14 protein-coding genes are annotated in these 22,299 nt (G+C 66.2%); 8 read left to right on the top strand and 6 right to left on the bottom strand.

Annotated features, from left to right (window positions below):
• Nucleotides 1–67: 67 nt before the first annotated feature.
• Nucleotides 68–2,236, top strand: a complete 2,169-nt coding sequence (locus ASC81_RS14670; RefSeq protein ID WP_056269065.1) for a malate synthase G — start codon at nucleotides 68–70, stop codon at nucleotides 2,234–2,236.
• 294 nt (nucleotides 2,237–2,530) lie between these two features.
• Nucleotides 2,531–5,248, top strand: a complete 2,718-nt coding sequence (locus ASC81_RS14665; RefSeq protein WP_056268488.1) for a TonB-dependent receptor — start codon at nucleotides 2,531–2,533, stop codon at nucleotides 5,246–5,248.
• A gap of 24 nt (nucleotides 5,249–5,272) precedes the next feature.
• Here ASC81_RS14665 and ASC81_RS27075 read toward each other — a convergent pair whose 3' ends face one another.
• Nucleotides 5,273–5,563, bottom strand: a complete 291-nt coding sequence (locus ASC81_RS27075) for a hypothetical protein (protein ID WP_156392139.1) — start codon at nucleotides 5,561–5,563, stop codon at nucleotides 5,273–5,275.
• A 51-nt stretch (nucleotides 5,564–5,614) separates the two neighbouring features.
• Between ASC81_RS27075 and ASC81_RS14660 the strand changes: the two genes are divergently transcribed.
• The 3 genes from ASC81_RS14660 (at nucleotide 5,615) to ASC81_RS14650 (ending at nucleotide 12,925) form a co-directional block, all read left to right on the top strand.
• The gene (locus tag ASC81_RS14660; protein ID WP_056268484.1) at nucleotides 5,615–8,377 is read left to right on the top strand and encodes a TonB-dependent receptor; all 2,763 of its coding nucleotides are present in this window, start codon (nucleotides 5,615–5,617) and stop codon (nucleotides 8,375–8,377) included.
• Nucleotides 8,378–8,825: 448 nt separating this feature from the next.
• Complete coding sequence (locus tag ASC81_RS14655; protein ID WP_082536528.1) at nucleotides 8,826–11,564, top strand: TonB-dependent receptor; 2,739 nt, start codon at nucleotides 8,826–8,828, stop codon at nucleotides 11,562–11,564.
• 131 nt (nucleotides 11,565–11,695) lie between these two features.
• On the top strand, nucleotides 11,696–12,925 hold the full coding sequence (locus ASC81_RS14650) for an NAD(P)/FAD-dependent oxidoreductase (RefSeq protein ID WP_369820858.1): 1,230 nt from the start codon (nucleotides 11,696–11,698) through the stop codon (nucleotides 12,923–12,925).
• A gap of 139 nt (nucleotides 12,926–13,064) precedes the next feature.
• On the opposite strand, the gene pcaF is transcribed toward ASC81_RS14650, so the two are convergent.
• From pcaF to ASC81_RS14635, 3 genes are read right to left on the bottom strand one after another with little or no spacing between them, the layout of a single operon-like run.
• A complete protein-coding gene (pcaF, locus tag ASC81_RS14645) occupies nucleotides 13,065–14,270 on the bottom strand; it encodes a 3-oxoadipyl-CoA thiolase (protein WP_056268478.1) in 1,206 nt (401 codons plus the stop codon).
• On the bottom strand, nucleotides 14,267–15,679 hold the full coding sequence (locus ASC81_RS14640) for a 3-hydroxyacyl-CoA dehydrogenase NAD-binding domain-containing protein (RefSeq protein ID WP_056268475.1): 1,413 nt from the start codon (nucleotides 15,677–15,679) through the stop codon (nucleotides 14,267–14,269). Before ASC81_RS14640 ends, pcaF begins: the two co-directional genes overlap by 4 nt.
• The gene (locus tag ASC81_RS14635) at nucleotides 15,676–16,473 is read right to left on the bottom strand and encodes an enoyl-CoA hydratase-related protein (protein ID WP_056269060.1); all 798 of its coding nucleotides are present in this window, start codon (nucleotides 16,471–16,473) and stop codon (nucleotides 15,676–15,678) included. The genes ASC81_RS14640 and ASC81_RS14635 overlap by 4 nt, the downstream gene beginning before the upstream one ends.
• A 114-nt stretch (nucleotides 16,474–16,587) precedes the next feature.
• On the opposite strand from ASC81_RS14635, the gene ASC81_RS14630 reads away from it, so the two are divergent.
• From ASC81_RS14630 to ASC81_RS14620, 3 genes are all read left to right on the top strand, one after another.
• On the top strand, nucleotides 16,588–17,631 hold the full coding sequence (locus ASC81_RS14630; protein ID WP_056268472.1) for a sensor histidine kinase: 1,044 nt from the start codon (nucleotides 16,588–16,590) through the stop codon (nucleotides 17,629–17,631).
• Complete coding sequence (locus ASC81_RS14625) at nucleotides 17,628–18,383, top strand: LytTR family DNA-binding domain-containing protein (protein WP_056268469.1); 756 nt, start codon at nucleotides 17,628–17,630, stop codon at nucleotides 18,381–18,383. The genes ASC81_RS14630 and ASC81_RS14625 overlap by 4 nt, the downstream gene beginning before the upstream one ends.
• A gap of 106 nt (nucleotides 18,384–18,489) precedes the next feature.
• The gene (locus ASC81_RS14620) at nucleotides 18,490–20,208 is read left to right on the top strand and encodes a M14 family metallopeptidase (protein WP_056268466.1); all 1,719 of its coding nucleotides are present in this window, start codon (nucleotides 18,490–18,492) and stop codon (nucleotides 20,206–20,208) included.
• Here ASC81_RS14620 and ASC81_RS14615 read toward each other — a convergent pair.
• Both ASC81_RS14615 and ASC81_RS14610 read right to left on the bottom strand, forming a co-directional pair.
• Nucleotides 20,205–21,257 (bottom strand): substrate-binding domain-containing protein, encoded by a 1,053-nt coding sequence (locus ASC81_RS14615; protein ID WP_235533664.1) that lies wholly within the window; start codon nucleotides 21,255–21,257, stop codon nucleotides 20,205–20,207. The genes ASC81_RS14620 and ASC81_RS14615 overlap by 4 nt on opposite strands.
• Before the next feature lie 82 nt (nucleotides 21,258–21,339).
• Nucleotides 21,340–22,203 (bottom strand): 23S rRNA (adenine(2030)-N(6))-methyltransferase RlmJ, encoded by an 864-nt coding sequence (locus ASC81_RS14610; RefSeq protein WP_056268463.1) that lies wholly within the window; start codon nucleotides 22,201–22,203, stop codon nucleotides 21,340–21,342.
• Nucleotides 22,204–22,299 lie beyond the last annotated feature (96 nt).

Below are 22,299 nucleotides of genomic sequence, written 5' to 3'. Positions count from 1 at the left end.
GCGGCGAACAGCCAATCCGACCCGCAGCCCGGCTAGATTTCGACATCTGTTCTTGCCGGAGTTCGCCATGCCTCGCACCCCCCTCCACCGCCTGCAGGTCGACGCCGACCTGGCTCGTTTCATCGACGTCGAGGTGCTGCCCGGCACCGGCATCGCCGCCGATACCTTCTGGGCGGGCTTCAGCGCGCTGGCGCATGAACTGGCGCCCAAGAACCGCGCGTTGCTGGACGAGCGCGACCGCCTGCAGGCCGAGCTGGACGCCTGGCACGAGGCCCATCCCGGCCCGATCACCGACATGCCGGCCTACCGCGCCTTCCTGCAGCGCATCGGCTACCTGGTCGAGGCGCCCGAGCAAGTGCAAGCCACGACGGCCAATGTGGATGCCGAACTGGCGCTGCAGGCCGGCCCGCAACTCGTCGTTCCCATCCTGAATGCGCGCTATGCGCTGAATGCGGCGAATGCGCGCTGGGGTTCGCTGTACGACGCGCTCTACGGCACGGACGCGATTCCCGAGACGGACGGTGCCACCCGCGCCGGTGCCTACAACCCGGTGCGCGGCGCGCGTGTCGTCGCCTATGCGCGGCAGGTGCTGGACCAAGCCGCACCGCTGGCCGAAGGGTCGCACGGCCAGGCCGTGGCCTATCGCATCGAGGGCGACCAACTGTCCATCACGCTGGCCTCGGGCGACGTGACCGGCCTGGCCGACGCGGCGGCCTTCGCCGGCTACCAGGGCGCGCCGGAAGCGCCCAGCAGCGTGCTGCTGGTGCACCACGGCCTGCACCTGGACATCCGCATCGACCGCTCGACGCCCATTGGCAAGACCGATCCCGCCGGCATCGCCGACATCGTGCTGGAGTCGGCCCTGTCGACCATCCTCGACCTGGAAGACTCGGTCGCCGCCGTCGACGCCCAAGACAAGCTGCTGGCCTATCGCAACTGGCTGGGCATCCAGCAGGGCACGCTGACCGAGGAAGTCGCCAAGGGCGGCAAGAGCTTCACGCGGCGACTGAACGCTGACCGCGTCTATACCGCGCCCAACGGCGGCAAGGTCACGCTGCATGGCCGCTCGCTGATGTTCGTGCGCAATGTCGGCCACCTGATGACCAACCCGGCCATCCTCTTGGACGATGGCAGCGAGATTCCCGAAGGCATCATGGATGCGGTCGTCACGACGACGATTGCCATGCACGACCTGAAGCGCCGGGGCAATTCCCGGACGGGCTCGGTCTACATCGTCAAGCCCAAGATGCACGGGCCCGCCGAGGTGGCCTTCGCCGCCGAGCTGTTCACGCGCGTCGAACAGCTGCTGGGCTTGCCCGACAGCACGGTCAAGCTGGGCATCATGGACGAGGAGCGCCGCACCTCGGTCAACCTGAAGGCCTGCATCGCCGCCGCCGCCAGCCGCGTGGCCTTCATCAACACCGGCTTCCTGGACCGCACCGGCGACGAGATGCACACCGCCATGCGCGCCGGCCCGATGCTGCGCAAGGGCGACATGAAGACGACGAGCTGGATCACCGCCTATGAGCGCAGCAACGTGCTGACGGGCTTGGCTTGCGGCCTGCGGGGCCGCGCCCAGATCGGCAAGGGCATGTGGGCCATGCCCGACCTGATGGCCGCCATGCTGGAGCAGAAGATCGGCCATCCCAAGGCTGGCGCCAACACCGCCTGGGTGCCGTCACCCACCGCCGCGACGCTGCATGCGCTGCACTACCACCAGGTCAACGTGGCCGCGGTGCAGCAGAACCTGGAGAAGGTCGACTTGGCCGCCGAGCACGAAGGCATCTTGAATGCGCTGCTGACCATTCCCGTCGCGCCGAAGGCGGATTGGACGGCCGAACAGCGCCAGCAGGAGCTCGACAACAACGTGCAGGGCATCCTCGGCTATGTGGTGCGCTGGATCGACCAGGGCGTGGGCTGCTCCAAGGTGCCCGACATCAATGGCGTCGGCCTGATGGAAGACCGCGCGACGCTGCGCATCAGCAGCCAGCACATCGCCAACTGGCTGCGCCACGGCGTCGTCAGCGCGGAGCAGGTGCGCGAGACCTTTGCCCGCATGGCCAAGGTGGTGGACGGCCAGAACGCGGGCGATCCGCTGTACCGGTCGCTGGCGGACAGCCCGCAGGGCGCGGCGATGCAGGCGGCGCTGGATCTCGTGTTCAAGGGTGAGGCGCAACCGAGTGGATACACCGAGCCGCTGCTGCATGCGTGGCGTTCGAAGGTGAAACAGGGCTGAGACGCGCGCCTTGGTAGGCTAGGTGACCTGATGCGTCAAAAAAACGCTGCGAGTGTTGCGACGCAACTACGTCTGCGTCCGCGTAGACGCAAGCCGCGCCATGACTTCGCACACTGGCAGAAAGGCCCGCAATAGGTGTCCACGACGCGAGTCAACTCAATTGGGGCGAACCCTCAGCAGCGCGGTTGAAACTTTCCTCACACTTTATGCGCTCTTCCCGGCACACGGCCGGGCTAGACCTTGCCTGCCGCCCATCAGGTGTGCAAGCCGCCATCAAATGTTAGGAGTTCATCGATGTTCAAACGTCATGCCGTCGGCGCAGCCGCGCTTGCTTGTCTTGCCGCCGCCACCCAGCCGGCTTTCGCTCAGCAAACATTGGAGCGCGTGGAAATCACGGGCTCAGCAATCCGCCGCTCGGTCAATGATGAAGGCGCGCTGCCGATCACTGTCGTGAAGGTTGACGACCTGCGTCAGCAAGGCGTCACGAGCGTTGAAGGCATCATGGAACTGCTGTCCGCCAGTCAGTCCAGCACGCCCGGCACCAACTCCATCGGTTCGAGCACTGGCGGTGCTGCCTATGCCAATCTGCGTGGCCTGGGTAGCAACAAGACCCTGGTCCTGCTGAATGGCCGCCGCATGACGTCGTTCGCGTTCGATGCCAACGCAGTCGATCTGAACTCCATTCCTTTCGCCGTCATCGAACGCGTCGAAGTGCTCCGTGACGGGGCGTCCGCTGTGTACGGCACCGATGCGATCGGCGGTGTCATCAACTTCATTACCAAGTCCAACTTCCGCGGCGGCCAGATCGTGGCCGAGATGACCAAGCCCAAGAAGGAAGGCGGGCAGAAGGAAGGCGGCTCAGTCACCGTGGGATTCGGCGACCTGGAGAAGGACAGATTCAACTTCTGGGGCTCTTTCGACAGTCGTCGCCAGTCGCGCGTGCGCGCCCTGGACCGTGACTTCGCCCGGACCGGCATCATCCCAAGCCGAGGCGTGAACGGCAACTCGGGCACGACGTTTCCGGGCAATTTCACTGGTGACTTCGCGGTGCCGGTGTCGGCGAACTTCCCCAACGGCCGCGAGACGCGCGCTTTCAACCCGACCGCACCGAACTGCGCTGCGCCGCTGTCGCTGGTGAACCCGACGAACCCGAACGCCTGCGTGTTCGACTTCAGTTCGACCATCGACATCATTCCGGACACCAAGCAGAACACCATCTCCGGCCGCCTCGGCCTCAAGCTTGCTGACGACCATGTGCTGACGCTGGAAGGCCTTGCAACTGAGAACCGCAACGTCTCGCGCGTCGCGCCCGACCCGGTGAGCGGCATCACGATCAACCCGGGCAATCCGGCATATCCGACCGGGATCCCGGATCTCATCACCACCCGTCCGATCAACGTCGGTTGGCGCATGGTGCCCGCAGGTCCACGTACCAACGAGTCGAACTCAGCCGCCAAGCGCGTGGTGGCCGACCTGAGCGGCGTCCTTGCCAGCTGGGACTACCGTGTGGGCGCGATGCTGTCCCGCAGCACCGGCAATGACGCCGCTGTCGACGGCTATGTCAGCGCTCCTTTCGTTCGCCAGCAAGTAGCTGCCGGTAACCTGAACCCCTTCCGCGATGCGACCGCAGCGGAGCAGGCCGTCATCCAGCAGGCGAAGCGCAAGGGCGTGTTTGGCTTTGCCGTCGGCGAGACGCGCAGCATCGACATACGCGGCAGCCGTGACCTGTTCGCTCTTCCGGGCGGCACTGCAGCGGTCGCGCTGGCAGCCGAGTTCCGCAAGGAAGAGTACCGTTTCGACACCAACGACGATGTCGTCACCAGCATTCCATCGGCCGGCCGTTCGCCCAACCACAAAGGCGGCGACCGTGACGTGAAGGCCTACGGCGCGGAGCTGCTGCTGCCGGTCTGGAAGAACGTTGAAGTCCAGCTTGCCATCCGCACCGACGACTACTCGGACGCCGGCAAGTCAACCAACCCGAAGATCGGCATCCGCTTCCAGCCGATCAAGGAAATCGTGCTGCGCGGTTCCTACAACACGGGCTTCCGCGCGCCTGGCCTGGATGACCTTTACGCCCCGCAAACCGTGACCTTCTCGGCTGGCGCCAAGAACGACCCGCTGCTGTGCGACGCCGCTGGCAAGGCCATCGGCTCTCTCGGTGGCGTCCAGAGCCGTGACTGCGGTCTGCAGCCGCAGGTTCAACTCGGGGGCAGCACTACGCTCAAGCCCGAGAAGTCGAAAACCTTCACCATCGGTGCGGCTTTCGAGCCGATCAAGGACCTGACATTCTCGGTCGACTACTGGAACATCAAGCTGCGTGACCAGATCAATGTGCTGCCGATCGACACGATCATCGCGAACTCCGCTCGCTACGCGGCCAATTTCGTGCGCTGCAATGCCTTGCCCGTTGCGGTTCAAAACACGCTGAACCGCTGCGCCGGCCTGGACAACAACAGCCCGGCTATCGGCTACATCATCCAAACCAACGACAACATCGGCAAGATCCACACCAACGGCTTCGACCTGACTGCGGGCTACAACATGAAGCTCGGCGGGTGGGGTGGTTTGTCGCTCGCGTATGACGGGACGTATGTTCGTGGCTACCAGTACCAAACGAACCCGAGCGATCCGTTCAAGGAGAACGTTGGCATCTACAGCGACGGCAGTCCCGTCTTCAAGTGGAAGCACAACCTGAGCGCTGCGTGGGCTCTGGACAAGCTTGGCGTGCGCGCCAGCATGCGTCACCAGAGCGGCTACCGCGACCAGAACGACCCGTCTACGGTCGTTGGCGGCGCGTCCTTCTATGGCGATGTCGAGGCATACACCTTGGTAGACGTGTCGGCGACCTACAAGTTCAACAAACTGTCCTCCCTGACGGTCGGCGTCAAGAACTTGTTCGATAAAGACCCGTCGTTCTCCAATCAGTCGAATCGCTCACAGCGTGGCTATGACCCGCGGTACAGCGACCCATTGGGCCGCGCATTGTTCATTCGCGCAGCCTACGGCTTCTAAATCGGCGTAAGCGTCCGAAGCCGGTCAGTTTTTACTGACCGGCTTTTTTCTTGCGATTAACTGCGCAAGCTCGGCTCTTGAATGGTTTCCGACAGGTTTGCGTTTACGCGAACCATCTGTTCGTCGCATGGCAACAACAACGGCTCCCCCGAAGCAGGCGGCTTGAGCAAGCAAAAACCCTCGGCGAAGCAGTGGTTGAACGCGGTTTTCCAGCCAGCGGCGGCTCAATTGGGGGGAACCCCCAACGATCCCTAGAAAACTTTCCTCACACTCTGCTTTCTCTGCTACGCGTTTTTGCGTGGGCTTGGGCTTCACAGGGCCGCCTTCCCGGGCGGCCTTCCAATTTGTTCCGCGAGGAGTTTCCGGATGTTCAAACACAATGTGATCAACGTGGCAGTCTTGGCTGCTCTAAGCGCAACCGCGCTGTCAGCGACTGCCCAGCAAGCTCTGGAGCGCGTCGAGATCACCGGTTCCAGCATCAAGCGCGTTGCAAGCGAAGGCGCTTTGCCGGTGCAAACCATTTCTGCCGAGCAGATTCGGGCCACGGGCGCCACCAACGTGGCTGATGTGATCCAGCGCCTGCCGTCCATGCAGGGCTTCCAGATCGCCGACATTGCCATCGGTTCCAACTCCGGCGGCATCGTGACCGCCTCAATTCACGACATCGGTGCGGCTTACACGCTGGTGCTGTTGAACGGCCGCCGCATCGCACCGACCGGTTCTGGCTCGACGATCAACCTGAACGCCATCCCGATGAGCGCGATCGAGCGCGTCGAAATCCTGACCGACGGCGCTTCTGCGCTGTACGGCTCGGACGCTATTGCAGGCGTCGTGAACTTTGTGCTCAAGCGCAACAAGCAGGGTGGTGAGATCACGCTTCAGGCAGATGTGCCGCTCGAAGGCGGCGGCGAATCGGCCAATGCCAGCGTCACCTATGGTTTTGGCGACATCGAGCGTGACCGTTTCAGCGTCGTGGCCACCTATCGTCGTGACGAGCAAAAACAGATGAAGTCGGGCGACCGGGAGTTTGCCAAGAGCGCCTATGTTCCGTTCAGCTTCGCTGGCCGCAACTACATCTATGACCGCACCAGCACGTCTGCCATCCCGGCGAACGCGACGGTCCGCTTCACCACGCCGGCCGGCACAACGGCGCTGCCGACCTACGGCTTCAACCCCTATCGCAAGGCAAACGGCCAGTGCGGCCCCAACAACGTCTACAGCCTGAACAACACCGCTACTGCAACCGCAGTCAACGAGCTGTGCGCGTTCGACTTCGTCAGCACCATCGACATCTATCCCGAATCCACCCGCGACTCGGTTTACCTGTCCGGCGAGCTGAAGGTGGCAGAGTCCGCCAAGCTGTTCGCAGACGTGGCGTACTCGCGCTATGACCTCATCGCGCGCATTGCGCCGAACCCCGTGCCGGTGGCGATTTCGGTCGCGTCGCCGCTGTACAGCACCTACGTCCTGCCCTACCTGACGCCGCAGCAAGCCTCGCGCGTGCGTGACGTGACGGCCAACTATCGCGCCTCCGACTTCGGCACGCGGGATTCGCAAACCATCACCGATTCGAAGCACATCGTGATCGGCGGTGACATCGATATCGGCGCCAGCTGGAACGTCAACGGTGCGGTGACTTGGTCGCAGAACGCCATCGACGAGAAGTACGTCGGCGGCTACATGAAGGACGCCGAGTTCCGCTCGATGATCGCGACCAACGCTTTCGACCCCTTCAAGAAGGCCGGCGAACAAAGTGCTGCGGCGCAACAGCTGATCGCCAATGCGATCTTCAACGGCACGGTCCGGACCTCGTCCACGACGATGAAGGGCGCGGACGTCCGCATGTCTGGCGACCTGTTCAAGTTCGGCTCCCGCACGGTGTCCGGCGGTTTTGGTGCCGACTTCCGTACCTACAACTACAAGCAGACGCCGTCGGCCGCCGCACTGGCCGGCCAGATCTACAACTACGCTGCCGTTGCGCCGTACAACATGGAACGCGACAACGCCGGCGTATTCGGCGAGGTGCTGTTCCCTGTCCTCAAGGATCTTGAGGTGACCGCCGCCCTGCGCTACGACACGATCAAGCCGATCAAGGATCTGATCAACAAGCGCGACTTCGGTACGGAAGAAAGCGCCACGACCTACAAGCTGTCTGGCCGCTACCAGGCGACCAAGGCGCTGCTCCTGCGCGGCTCGATCGGCACCGGTTTCAAGGCACCGTCGATGCTGGACATCGCGCAGCCCGTGGTGCCGGCCGGCGTGACTGCGGCCAGCTACGACTGCCCCACCGCGCTGCCCGGCTTCGATGCCGACCTTTGCAAGCCGGGCCGCGCTCAATACAGCGTGCTGTCGGGCGGCAACGAGGCGCTAAAGCCGGAAAAATCCAAGCAGGCGAGCCTGGGCGTGGCTTTTGAGCCCACCAGCAACATGACCATGACGCTTGACTACTGGCAGGTCAACATTCGCGACGCGGTCAGCGCCGTGTCTGCCAACCAGGCTTTCGCAAATCCGGTGAAGTACGCGAATCTGTTCGCCGTGTACCGCACGCCGGCCGAGACGCAGGACTTCTACGCCTTCAAGTCGTCGTCGACCAACATCGGCCGCACGATCAACCGTGGCGTGGACTGGGACCTGACGGCTCGTTTCAATGTGGGCATCGGCCGACTGACGACCGGCCTGACGGGCACCTACATGATCCGGTCGTCTTACACGCGCCCTGGCACGGATAGCGACTTCACCGACAGCATGGGCCGCTACGGCGAAAACGCTGCGGTGACCTTCCGCAACATCTTCCGCGCGACTGCCAAGCTGGAAACCGGTGCCTTCAGCAACACGCTGACGATGAACTATCGCTCCCACTACAAGGACATCACCGTCAACGTGCGCGACGTGGTCACCAATGTCAACGTGCCCGTCTCGGTCAATGTGCCCGAGTACTTCACGTTCGACTGGCAAGGCACCTACCAGTGGAACAAGTCCTTGGACCTGCGCGCTGGTTTGAAGAACATCTTCAACAAGGCGCCTCCGTTCACGCTGCGTGACTCTTCTGGTCACCAAGTGGGTTACGACCCGCGTTACGCGGATCCGAAGCTGCGCACCCTGCAGCTGACCGGTACCTACAAGTTCTGATTTCGATCAGCAAACTGTGAAGGGGCTGCTTGCAGCCCCTTTTTCATGGCGCCAAGGCTTCCTGACGGGTCACAACAGGCAAACCCGCTACCGCGACATGGGTAGCTGAGGCGCTACACCCGTGTGCGGCGCTCGTGAACCTGTCTCTTTCCTGTCACACATTGGACGCCTTCGCAAAGCTTCACTCGCCTTTCCTTCGGCGCTGTTGAAGTTAGGGGGTGCCAAAAATCACAGCTGCAACAGCTACTTAGCAAACCAGGGATGCACGGGGCCGTCTGTTTTGCGGAGCGATCGCAGCGGGCTGGCGAGATTCCCCAGACTTTCCCTGACTGCCCGCTTCGACGCCCCCTTCTGACAATCCCACCCAGCTCCCTTTTTGGGAAGGCATGCAGGCGCCCAACGCGGGCGTCGGCGTGAAACAAGACCTATCGGTCAATTTGGAGTTTTCATGCATAAACGAACACTGCTCTCCTCGGCGGCCATCGCTGCCATGGGGCTCATGGCCCAGTCTGCCTTCGCGCAGGCACAGGCTCCTGCCCAGCAACTCGAACGCATCGAGATCACCGGCTCCGCCATCAAGCGCATCGACGCTGAAACGGCTGTCCCGGTGACCATCATCAAGATCGAAGACCTGAAGTCCCAGGGCGTGACTTCGGTGGAGCAGATCCTTGGCCTGCTGTCGTCCGTTCAAGCCACCCAGAACATGGCCTCGGCCATCGGTTCCGGCACCGGCGGCGTGACCTACGCCAACATGCGCGGCATCGGCGCTGACAAGACGTTGGTGCTGCTCAACGGCCAGCGGATCGCCAACAGCGCCACCGGCTCCGCAGCACCCGACATGAACATGATCCCGTTCTCGGCGATCAACCGCGTTGAAGTGCTGCGCGATGGCGCCTCGGCTCTGTACGGTACGGATGCCATCGGCGGCGTGATCAACTTCATCACCCGCAACGACTTCACCGGCGGCACGATCAGCGTCGGCTACGACGCCCCGCAGAAGGCAGGCGGCACCACCAACAGCGCCAGCATCGGTTACGGCATCGGCAACCTGGGCAAGGACGGCTGGAACGTCTACGGCACGCTCAGCTTCAAGAACCGCGACTTCATCAACGGCGACCAACGCGGATACAACAAGCGCATCGTCGGCGGCCTCTCCAACAGCACCTTCCCGGCCAACTACCAAGTGGCCAATGGCGGCGCCTACTACAGCCCGCTGGCTCCGACCTGCAATGCCCCCAACCTGATTCCGAACGCCGCGTCCAACGCGCCGGGTTGCCGCATCGTCACCCCACCCTTCGTCAGCCTCAGCCCCGCCAGCGAGACCGTTTCGGGCCTGCTCAAGGGCACGTTCGACGTGAACCCCGACCTTCGTCTCGGCGCCGAGGTGTTCTACGCCAAGAACGCGGTCGAAACCAAGATCGCACCCGTTCCCTATGGCGGCTACTGGATCAATCCGGGCACCACTTATTTCCCGACCGCTGCGCTGACCAAGCCCGGCTACAGCGCCACCTTCGACCCGTACGACTTGAATGGCCAGGCGTTCAACAACCCGTCGACCCAGTTCGCCAATCCCGTCAACCTGCAACAGGGTGGCGTGCTGGTCTGGTGGCGCGATCTGATCAACGGCCCACGTTCGGACAAGTCCACCGGCGAACAGTACCGCGGCATGCTGACCGCCCAAGGTACGGCCGCCAGCTGGGACTACAAGGTCGCCCTGGCCTACAACCACACGCAGAATGATCGCGAGCTGACCGGTGGCTACGCCAACGGCGATGTGATCGGCGAAGGCCTGATCCGCGGCATCATCAACCCGTTCGGCGACCAGACGCCCGCGGGCCTGGCGCTGATCCAGGGCGCTGCGCTGAAAGGCCTGCTGAGCACGAGCATCGGCAAGGTCACCAGCCTCACCGTCAATGCCGGCCGTGAACTGGGCGACTGGTTCGGCGCCACGCGCCCCGTGCAGATCGCACTGGGTGGCGAGTACCGCAGCGAGGACTACCGCGATTTCAACCATCGTGAATTCGCGATCGCGGTGTCCTCCAGCACGGGTGTGGACCCGGATGCCAGTTCGGCCGGCACGCGCAAGGTTTCGGCGGTCTACACCGAGCTGAACGTGCCGCTGACCAAACAGCTGGAAATCACGGCCTCTGCGCGTTACGACAAGTACAGCGACTTCGGCAACACCACCAACCCCAAGCTCAGCTTCCGTTATCAGCCGAGCAAGGAACTGCTGCTGCGCGGTTCGGCTTCGACCGGCTTCCGCGCGCCTTCGCTGTATGAGCTGAACGCCAGCACCGGCTTCACCAACACGGGCAGCGGCTTCAACAATCCGCTGAACTGCCCGGACGGCGTGCCCGTCGATCCCAACACCGCCGGTGCGAACTGCGATGCGCAGTTCCAGGCCTATTTCGGCGGCAACAAGGACCTGCAACCCGAGGAGTCCAAGAGCTTCACGCTGGGCTTGGTGTTCGAACCCATCAAGGGCCTCAGCACCAGCATCGACTTCTGGGCGATCAAGGTGGACAACCTGATCGGTTCGATCGCGGAAGAAACGCTGTTCGACGCCAAGAACTTCCCGGTCTTCCAGCAGTACTTCAAGTTCCTGCAGCCGGGCAACATCCTGCCGCTGAACACGCGTGCCTGCCAGGACGGCCCCACCTCGCCGACCTGCGGCTACGTCGACGAGCGCACCCAGAATCTGGGCGGCATCAAGACCAGTGGTATCGACCTGGGCGCGCAGTACCAGCTGAACACGTCGGTCGGCCGTCTGGGCTTCGAGTACCAGTCCACCTTCGTCAGCAAGTACGACTACCAGGACTACAAGAACGGCCCCTGGAACAAGAACGTCGGCATTTACTCGGGTAGCGGTCCGGTCTTTAAGTGGCAGCACAACCTGAGCGGAAGCTGGTCCAAGGATGGCTGGGGCGCCGGTCTGGCCGTGCACTACAAGTCGGGCTACAAGGACATGCTGCCTGGCAACAACGTGAAGGCCTACACCACGGCCGATGCCTATGTCAGCTTTGCTCCGCTGAAGGCCGTCTCCATGGTCCTGGGCGTGCGCAACCTGACGGACCGCGACCCGCCGTTCTCGAACCAATCCGCCCTGTTCCAGGGTGGTGGTTGGGACTCGCGCTTCTATGACGCGACTGGCCGCACCGTCTACGTGCGCGGCACCGTCAACTTCTGACGAGCGGCGCGTAGCCAAGCAAAGCGGGGGGCGCAAGCCCCCCGTTTTTTTTCGTCCGTCCGTCAGCAGGCGCAGCTGAGCCGTTCGGTGCGCCGGCCTACTTAGAATCGCGCGCGCTCCTTCATGTCATCTTGAACACCCTGACCGCCCCTTCCCCAGCACCGGCTTCCCGCTGCGACGTTTTGATCATCGGTGCCGGCCCTGCTGGCAGCGCCTGCGCGCGCATGCTGGCGCGTTCGGGCGTCGACGTCCTGCTGACCGACCAACACCCCCCCGGCCGCGACAAGACCTGTGGCGACGGGCTCATTCCGGACGCGCACCGTGCACTGGCCCGGCTGGGGCTGCTGGACGACGTGATGCGCCGCGCCCAGCCTGTCGCCCATGTCGGCTGCATCGGCCCGCACGGCGGTCGCATCGATGTACCGGGTTCGCTGGCGGTGCTGCCGCGGCGCGAGCTGGATGCGCTGATGCTGCGCGCCGCCCAGGATGCCGGCGCGCGCTTCGAGCAGGCGCGTTTCGAGGCGCCGTTGGAGGCCAACGGCCGCGTGGTCGGTGCGCGGCTCAAGCGGGGCGACGACATCGTCGAAGTGCACGCACGCTGGGTCGTGCTGGCCACCGGCGCGGTTCCCAAGGCGCTCACCGCTGCCGGCATGTGCGAACGCCACACGCCCAGCGGCGTCGCGTTGCGGGGCTATGTGAAGGCGCCGCAGATGGTCGGCAAGATCAAGGCGCTGGAAGTCGTCTGGGACAAGGCGGTGCGACCGGGCTACGGCTGGATATTCCCGGCGCCGGACGGCCACTTCAACATCGGCGTCGGCGTGACCGACTCGCACAAGGACCTTGGCGGCGGCAAAGGCGTCAAGAAGGACGTTAATCTGCGCGCCATCTTCGACGCCTTCGTCGACAAGTACCCCCCGGCAGCCGAGCTGATGCGCGTCGGTGAACTGGTCGGCGAGCTCAAGGGCGCGCCGCTACGCTGCACGCTGACGGGGGCGAAGTGGTCACGCCCGGGCCTTCTCGTCACTGGCGAGGCCGCAGGCTCGACCTACTCCTTCACCGGCGAGGGCATTGGCAAGGCGATGGAGACCGGCATGCTCGCCGCCGAAGCCATCCTGGCTCACACCGACGACGGCGAGGCGCGCGCCGCCTACGAGGCGGCACTGACGGCGCTCAAACCCAAGTTCGACCTTTACGAGCGGGCCAACCGCGTCAACGCCCATCCCTGGCTGGCCGACCTGCTGATCTGGCGAGCCAAGAAGAGCCCGCGCTTGCTCAGGCGCATGAGCGGCGTGCTCAACGAGACCAGCAACCCCGGCAACCTGGTCAGCTTCAAGGGCCTCTCCAGGCTGTTTTTCGAGTAAGGCGGTCCGACATCTATGCGGGCCGAGCGCCGGGCCGCTCCCAAGCCGGCCCGCCTTGGCCGATGTGCTTGTGGCTGAATGCCGCAAGCATCGCCGTCACCTCGGGGGACCGGCCAAGGTACGCCTTGGACGAGGGGCTTCAAACCCGCTCGACGATGAGCGCGATGCCCTGCCCAACGCCGATGCACATCGTGCAGAGCGCGTAGCGGCCATTCGTCACTTCGAGCTGGTTGATCGCCGTCGTCACCAGGCGCGCGCCGCTGGCGCCGAGCGGGTGACCCAGCGCAATCGCGCCGCCGTTCGGGTTCACGCGCGCGTCGTCGTCCGCCAGGCCCAGATCGCGCAGCACGGCCAGGCCCTGGGCCGCGAAGGCCTCGTTCAATTCGATGACATCCATCTGCGCCAAGCTGAGGCCCGTCAGCGCCAGCACCTTGCGCGTGGCCGGCGCCGGGCCGATGCCCATGATGCGCGGCGCGACGCCTGCTGTTGCCATGCCGACGACGCGAGCGCGCGGCTTCAGGCCGTGGCGTGCAGCCTCGGCCTCGCTGGCCAGCAGCAGCGCGCAGGCGCCGTCGTTGACGCCACTGGCATTGCCCGCGGTCACCGAGCCATCCGGCTTGACGACGCCCTTGAGCTTGGCCAACGCCTCGATGCTGGTCTCGCGCGGGTGCTCATCCAGCAGCACGCGCAGCGGTTCGCCCTTCTTCTGCGGCACCTCCACCGGCACGATCTCGCGCTCGAAGAAACCCCGCTTCTGCGCGGCGATGGCCTTCATCTGCGATGCCATCGCCATGCGGTCCTGGGCCTCACGCTCGATGCCGAAATCGGCGGCGACGTTCTCGGCCGTCTCGGGCATGGCATCCACGCCGTACTGCGCCTTCATCGCCTTGTTGATGAAGCGCCAGCCAATCGTCGTGTCGTATACGGCGTTCGTGCGGCTGAAGGCCGACTCGGCCTTGGGCATCACGAAGGGCGCGCGGCTCATGCTCTCCACGCCGCCCGCGATCATCAGCCCGACCTCGCCCGCGCGGATGGCGCGCGCCGCGGTGCCGATGGCGTCCATGCCCGAGCCACACAGGCGATTCACCGTGCTGCCGGGCACGTCCACCGGCAGGCCCGCCAGCAGCGCGGCCATGCGCGCAACGTTGCGGTTGTCCTCGCCGGCCTGGTTGGCGCAGCCGTAGATGACATCGGCGACCTGCGCCCAGTCGACGTTCGCATTGCGCGCCATCAGCGCCTTGATCGGCAGCGCGCCGAGGTCGTCGGTGCGGATGGAAGACAGCGCGCCGCCGTAGCGGCCGAAGGGCGTGCGGATGGCGTCGCAGATGAAGGCTTCAGTGCTCATTTGAGGTAAGGGCTCACGCGGTAGCGCTCGCCTCGGTAGTGTTGGTCGAGTCGGTCCAGCAACGTGATGACGGGCTCGGCGCCCCAGAAGGCGAGCCACTCGAACGGCCCGGCCGGGTAGTTGACGCCCAGCTTCATCGCCGCGTCGGCGCCGGCTTCGTCGCAGACGCCCTGGCCCACGGCGTCGGCGGCCTCGTTGATCAGCATCGCAATCGTGCGCGCGACGACCAGGCCCGGCAGGTCGGCGACGGCGCGCGGCACCAGGCCCAGCCGCGTCAGCCAGGCGGCCGTGGCCGCGTCGCCGGCAAAGGCGATGTCGCCCGCGGGAGCCAGCGGCAGGTCGAAGACCGCCGCGCCGGGGCCGAACTCGCGCGCGCAGCGTCCGTCGGTCAGGCGCAGCTGGCGGCCTTCGACGGCCAGGCCCACCCAGTCGCTGTCCAGCTCGCGCACGCCCTCCGGCACATTGGCCGCAAAGCGCTCGGCCAGCGCGCCGCGGCCATGCACCACCAGCCGCGAGGCCCGCGGCGGGCTGGTGTCGGCGGCCGGCAGCGCCGGTGCGCCCTCGGGATAGCGGTAGAAGCCGCGCCCGCTCTTGCGGCCGAGGAAACCGGCGTCGACGAGCTCCTGCTGCACCAGGGACGGCGTGAAGCGGCGGTCGAAGAAGTTGGCCGCGAACACCGAGTTGGTCACCGCGAAATTGGTGTCGTGGCCGATCAGGTCCATCAGCTCGCACGGCCCCATGCGGAAGCCCGCGGCGCGCAGGCAGGCGTCGATCAGCTCCGGCGCCGCCGCACGGTCCTGCAGCAGCATCAGCGTCTCGGCGTAATAGGGCCGGGCAATGCGATTGACGATGAAGCCGGGGGTGGAGCGCGTGTGCACAGCGGTCTTTCCCCAACGGCCGGCGAGGTCGAAGACCGCCTGTGCGATCTCGGGCGAGGTGCCCAGGCCGGACACCACCTCGACCAGCTTCATCAGCGGCACGGGGTTGAAGAAATGCATGCCGACGAGGCGACCAGGCTGCTTCATGCCGCGCGCCAGCGCCGTCACGGAGATGGACGAAGTGTTGGTGGCGATGACCGCCTCGGCCGGCAGCAGTGCCTCCAACTCGGCGAAGAGCGCGCGCTTGATATCCAGGTTCTCGACGATGGCCTCGATGACCAGATCGACCGGGACGAGCGCGGCCACCGGCTGGATGCGCGCCAGCGTGTCCTGTGCGGCTTCCAGCGTCAGCTTGCCTTTGGCCGCCAGGCCTTCCAGCGTCTGCGCCAGCTTGGCCTTGGCCGCCGTGGCGGCGCCGTCGCGGGCATCGAAAAGCAGCACGTCGTGACCGGCTTGCGCGGCCACCTGGGCGATGCCGGCGCCCATCAGGCCGGCGCCGACGACGAGGATGCGGGAGTCGTTCAGGTTCATTCGGGAGCGGTCCAGTTGGGCTTGCGTTTGCCAAGGAAGGCGTCGAAACCCTCGCGCGCCTCGGGCGTTGTGCGCACGCGGGCAATCGTCTGCGCGGTCAGCTCGCGCACATCGGCCGTAACCGGGCCGGGTGCGAGCTGCGCATAGAGCTGCTTGATCTCGGCCTGGGCTTGCGGGCCGCAGGCGAGCAGGTCGGCGACGAGGGCATCGACGGCCGTGTCCAGCCTGTCGGCCGGCACGACCCGCTGCACGAGGCCGACGCGCAGCGCCTCGTCCGCGCCGATGCGCGCGGCCGTCAGCGCCAGCCGCCGCGCCTCGCGCAGCCCGACGGCATTGACCAGGTGCGGGCCGATGACCGCAGGCAGGATGCCCATGCGCGCCTCGCTGACGGAAAAGCTCGCCGCCTCGGACGCAACGGCCATGTCGCAGGCCGCCACCAGCCCGACGCCACCGCCCAACGCCGCGCCCTGCACGCGCGCAATGGTCGGTTTGGGGCACCCAGCGATGCGCGCCAGCATGGCCGAGAAGCGGCGCGCATCGGCGAGGTTGTCGTCCTGCGAAGCGGCAGCGGCGCGCTGCATCCACTGCAGGTCGGCGCCGGCGCTGAAATGCTTGCCCGCGCCGGCCAGCACGATGACGCGCACGGCGGCGTCGCTGCCCAGCTGCGCGAAGGCGGCGTCCAGCTCGGCGATCAGGGTTTCGTCAAAGGCGTTGAACACGGCGGGCCGGTTCATCGTCAGGACGGCCACACCGTCGGCCAGGCGCTGCAGGTCGAGGGAGGTCCAGGACGGCATGGCCAGCATTTTGCACTTTCCCGACCGCTCGGTCGGGAAAACCGTTCATGCGGATAGAACTGCCATTCGCCGCACTGGGCCGCACGCTGCAACTGCGCCTCCTAGACTGCGCCCATGCCCCGCCTCGACGACTACGCTCAATGGTTCTACCCCGGCTCACGCCGCGTCTTCACACCCGAGGAAATGGCGCGCGGCGGCACTCAGCTTTGGCCGTCGGGCATCGACCAGTACGTCTTCGTCAACGTCGTGCTGCTGCTGGCCGCGTTCTCGCATCAGATGTCCACGGGCACACGGCCCGTGGCGTGGTTCCTGTCGCTGGTCATCACGTCCATTGCGCTGGCCGTGGCGCGCGGGCTGTGGCGCAACCCGAGTCGGCGCTGGCTCAACGTCGCCTGCTATGGCATGGCGACCGTCGTCGCAGCGGCTTTCGTCGTGCTGATCAAGACGGGTTGGCGCGAGGTCGCCATCGACCACGCGGCCCTGGCAGTGGTGGTGATGACGGCCATCCTGTCGGCCTGGTGGGGGCTGACCGTCTACCGGGTGGACCAGATCGAGGCCCGGCTGCGCGAGCTGGCCGATCAGGAGGCCGCGCTGCAACTGCAGACCCGCCTGGCCGCGGCGCAGATCCAGCCGCACTTCCTGTTCAACACACTGGCTTCGCTGCAGCACTGGGTGGACACCGGCGACGCCCGCGCCGCGCCGCTGTTGCGCGATTTCACGGCCTATCTAAGGGCCACGCTGCCGATGTTCGAGCGCGAGCTGCAGCCGCTGGCCGACGAGATCGAGATGGTGCGCCGCTATCTGGCCATCATGCAGGCGCGGCTGGGCGCGCGGCTGGCCTTCAGCATCGACGTGCCCGGCAGCCTTGACGCGCAGCTGCCGCCCGGCCTCTTGCTCACGCTGGTGGAGAACGCCATTGCCCATGGCATCGAGCCCCAGCTGCGCGGCGGCCATGTCGACGTCACGGCCCGCCGCGACGAGGAGCACCTGGTGCTGACGGTGCGGGACGATGGCCCTGGCCTCACGCCGGGCTGGACCGAAAGCGTCGGCCTGTCCAACACACGCCGCCGGCTCTTGAGCGCCTGCCCCACCGCCACGCTGACCCTGGCCGACGCCACGCCCGGCTGTATCGCCACACTCACCCTGCCCACGCCATGAACCTGACCGCCCTGATCGCCGACGACGAAGAAGCCCCTCGCGAGCAGCTGCGCGCCGCGCTGACCCGCCTGTGGCCCGAGCTGGCCATCGTGGCCGCCAGCACCAATGGCGTCGAGGCCTGGGACGAGTGCCTGGCCCATGAACCCGCCATCGCCTTTCTCGACATTCGCATGCCGGGCCTGACCGGCCTGGAGGTGGCGCGCCGCTTGTCAGCCCTGGCCGCGCCCCCGCTGATCGTCTTCGTGACGGCTTTTGACGACCATGCGCTCGCCGCCTTCGATGCGGGCGCCGTCGACTACGTGCTCAAGCCCGTCGACGACGAGCGCCTGGCGCAGACGCTGGCCCGACTGCGCGCGCGGCTCACCCAGCCGGCGCCGGACACGACGGCCCTGCAGCGCCTGCTGGCCGGCCTGGCAGCGCCCCGGCCCGCGCCACGCCCCATCCAGGCCAGCGTGGGCCGTGAGGTGCAGCTGATCCCGCCGGACGAGATCATCTATTTCGAGGCCGACCAGCGCTACACCCGCGTCGTCCACCAGGGCGGCGATGCGCTGATCCGCACGCCGCTGCGTGAGCTGCTGGCCCAGTTCGACCCCGACCAGTTCTGGCAGATCCACCGCAGCGTGCTCGTCAACAGCCGCTGCATCGCGCGGGCCATCCGCGTGGACGAGGGGACGATGGTCGTCGCGCTGCGCGGCCGTGATGAAAAGCTGCCGGTGTCGCGCCAGTTCCAGGCCCTGTTCAAGGGCCAATGAGCACGGGCAAACCCCTGGCCGCCGCGCCTGGGTCCGTTCAGACAATCCGCGCCACCAGAGAGGCCCCTGGTTCTTGGGCGCCTCCGCTCAAAGGACAAGCTCCCTCATGCCCACCCAGTTGCCCAATCCGCGCTTCGATCACTTCTACCGTTATGACGAGCTGACGGCCCTGCTGTTCGCCTATGCCGAGGCGCGCCCCAACCTCGTCTCCGTGCGCAGCATCGGCAAGAGCTATGAAGGCCGCGACATCTGGGTGGTCGTGGTGACCAACCTGGCCAGCGGCATGGACATCGACAAGCCGGCGCTGTGGGTGGACGGCAATATCCACGCGGCCGAACTGACGGCGTCGACGACCTGCATCTATTACCTGCACCAGCTGGTCAGCCAGCATGGCGGCAGCAGCGCCGAGGCGCAGCAGATCAACCGCCTGCTGGACACGCGCACCGTCTACCTGGTGCCGCGGCTGAATCCCGACGGCGCCGAGCTGGCCCTGGCCGACCGGCCGCGCCACATCCGCAGCTCAACGCGCCCCTACCCCTACACGGAAGAGGCCGTCGACGGCCTGACCGCGGAGGACATCGACGGCGACGGTCGCATCCTGACGATGCGCGTGCCCGACCCACATGGCGGCTACAAGAAGCATGTCGCCGACCCGCGCCTGATGGTGGCGCGCGAGCCGGGCGAGTTCGGCGGCGAGTACTACCGCCTGATTCCCGAGGGCTTCATCAAGAACCACGATGGGCTGACCGTCAAGGTCAACGCTGACCGGGAGGGGCTGGACCTGAACCGCAACTTCCCCGGCGAATGGCGCCAGGAGTTCCAGCAGCTCGGCGCCGGCCCCTACCCGACCAGCGAGCCCGAGGTGCGGGCCATGGTGGACTTCATCACCCAGCATCCCAACATCGGCGCCGCCGTCAGCTTCCACACACACAGCGGCGTCATCCTGCGCCCCTGCGGCACGCGCTCAGACAAGGACATGACGCCTGAGGACCTGTGGCTGTTCCAGAACTTCTCGGCGCTGGGCGAGAAGCACACGGGCTACCCGGCCATCAGCATCTACGAGGAATTCCGCTACCACCCCAAGGACGTCATCACCGGCACGCAGGACTGGGTCTACGAGCACCTGGGCGCGCTGTTCTGGGTCGTCGAGCTGTGGTCGCCGAACAAGGAGGCCGGCGTCGAGGCCAAGAAGTGGATCGACTGGTACCGCGAGCATCCCGTCGAGGACGACCTCAAGCTCTTGAAGTGGAGCGACGAACAGTGCGACGGCAAGGCCCATGTCGCCTGGACGCCCTTCCAGCATCCGCAGCTCGGCGCCGTGGAGATCGGCGGCTGGGACAAGATGAACTACTGGCGCAATCCGCCACCTGCCTTGCGCGAGCGCGAGGCGGCGCGCTTCCCAGGCTGGCTGTCGCAGATCGCGATGAGCCTGCCGCAGCTGGAACTGATCCGCACCGAGGTGCGTGCGCTCGGCCCCGACATGTGGCGCGTGCGCCTGGCCGTGGCCAATGCCGGCTACCTGCCGGCCTATGTGACCCAGCGTGCGCTGGAGCGCAAGACGGTGCGTGGCGTCATGTTCGAGATCCACCTGCCCAGCGGCGACCCGACCATCAGCCTGGTCAGCGGCAAGGAGCGCATGGAAGGCCCGCAGCTTGAAGGCCATGCGCCCAAGCAGAGCCAGCTCGCCTTCCTGTTCAACAAGCACCCGACCGGTGATCGCGCCGTGGCGGAGTGGGTCGTGCGCGCGCCGGTGGGCACGCGGCTGGCGTTGTCGGCGAGTGCTGAGCGGGCGGGGGTGATCCGTACCGAGGTCGTGCTCGACTAAGTCGCTCGAACGACGAGCTCGGTCGGCATGATCTCGCTGGCCGCAGCCTGGCCGGCGATCAGGTCCAGCACCTTGCGCGCCAGCAACACGCCGCCGTGGTGCCAGTCCTGGCGCACGCTGGTCAGCGGCGGCGCAAAGCTCTGGGCGGCGGGCGAGTCGTCGTAGCCGATCACCGACACCTGGTCGGGCACGGCCAGGCCGGCATCGGTGAAGGCGCGCACGGCCCCCATGGCGAGCAGGTCGCTGGCAGCAAACAGGCCGTCGGGCGCCCTGCCACCCTTGGCCAGATGCGCTTGCACCGCCGTGAAGCCGGCGCCGAAGGTGAAGGCCGCTGGTGTCAGCGTCTGCGCCTTCAGGTTGCCCTTCTTCAGCGCCTTGACGAAGCCCTGCTGGCGGTCGCGGATCTCGGCATGCCGCACATCGCCGAGAAAAAACAGTTCACGGCGCCCAAGCGCAATGAGGCGCTCGGCCGCGCAGGCGCCGCCATGGGCGTTGTCGCCGCCGACGACGACCGCATCCCCGCGGCCATGCTCGGCGCCCCAGACCACCATCGGCAGGCCCATTGCCCCAGCAGACTTCACCGCCGAACCATTGGCGCCCTGGCCGAGCAGGATGACGCCGTCCGCCGACGCGGCCATGCCCTGGCCGGGGCTCTGCATGGCCGACAGCAGCACGCTGTAGCCGCGCGAGGTCAGCTCCTGCGTGATGCCGCCCAACAGCTGCAGTGGATAGGCATCGGTCATCGGCCGGTCAGTGTCGGGCTGCATCTCCAGCATGACCGCGACCATGTGGCTGCGGCGCAGGCGCAGATTGCGCGCGTGGTGGTTGAAGCGGTAGCCCGCGGCCTCGGCCAGCGTCTTGATGCGCTCACGCGTGGCCGGGGTGACCGAGGCGCTGTCGCGCAGCGCGCGGGACACCGTGATGGTCGACACGCCAGCCAGCGCCGCGATCTGCTCCATCGTGACCGGCTTGGACTCCGTCGTCACTGGTGCACCCTTCGGCCTGCGGCCTTGCCTGGCCGACAGCGCGTCCAGGCGTTCGTCAGGCATGGGATGCCCACTGGGCATCCCAAGTCCGGGCTCACTCCCGCCTGGCGGGAGCGAGCTTGCTTGGGGCGGCCCGGCGCGGCGCTCATGCCACTTTCTGTTCCAGCACGAAGTTCGCGCCGTCGTACTGCCCAAGCTTTTCCACCAGCAGCGGCAGGCATTCGGCCAGCTCGTCGTGCAGCGTGTACGGCGGATTGACGACCAGCATGCCGCTGCCCAGCATGCCGAAGCCGTTCACGTCAGGCTGGGCGACCGTCAGGCGCACATGCAGCCAGCCCTTCTTGGCCATCGAATCTGCACTGGCCTTCAGGCGCGGCACCATCTGGGCAGACTCCAGCAGCACCAGCTGCGGGTACCAGATCATCACGACCGTGTCGGCCGCACGCTCCAGCGCCTCGCGCAGCGCGGCGAGCACCTTGCCGTAGTCGGTCTTGATTTCGTAGGACGGGTCCATCAGCAACGCGGCGCGGCGCGTGGGCGAGGGCAGCTCGGCCTTGATGGCGGCAAAGCCATCGGTGTCGCGCACCTGGGTCTGCGGGCGGCTTTCGAGATAGCTGGCCAGGATACGGTGGTCGGTGGAATGCAGTTCGTAGACGCGCAGCCGGTCGGTCTCGCGCAGCAGCAGGTTGGCAAGAGCCGGCGAGCCCGGGTACTGGCGCAGCTGGCCGTCGGGGTTGAAGGCCCGCACCAGGTCCATGTAGTCGGCCAGCGGCGCGGGCAGGTCCCCTTTGACGGCCATGTCATAGAGCTTGGCCACGCCTTCGCCGTACTCGCCCTTCTTCTGCGCATAGCGGCCCTCGACCGAGTAGCCGCCGGCGCCGGCATGGGTGTCGATCAGCGTGAAGGGCTTGTCCTTCTCGCACATGTAGCGCAGCACGCGGGTCAGCACCAGGTGCTTGAGGACGTCGGCATGGTTGCCGGCATGGAAGGCGTGACGGTAGGCGAGCATGGCGTGATTGTCGCTAACACAACCCCGATCAACCCCGCCGAACCAGGGAAAGCAAGCCAGGACTAGCCTTGCAGCCATCAAATCTGCCCCTATCTC

It is taken from the genome of Pelomonas sp. Root405, assembly GCF_001425165.1.
Classification (GTDB): domain Bacteria; phylum Pseudomonadota; class Gammaproteobacteria; order Burkholderiales; family Burkholderiaceae_C; genus Pelomonas.
This window is presented reverse-complemented; position numbering and strand designations above follow the sequence as displayed.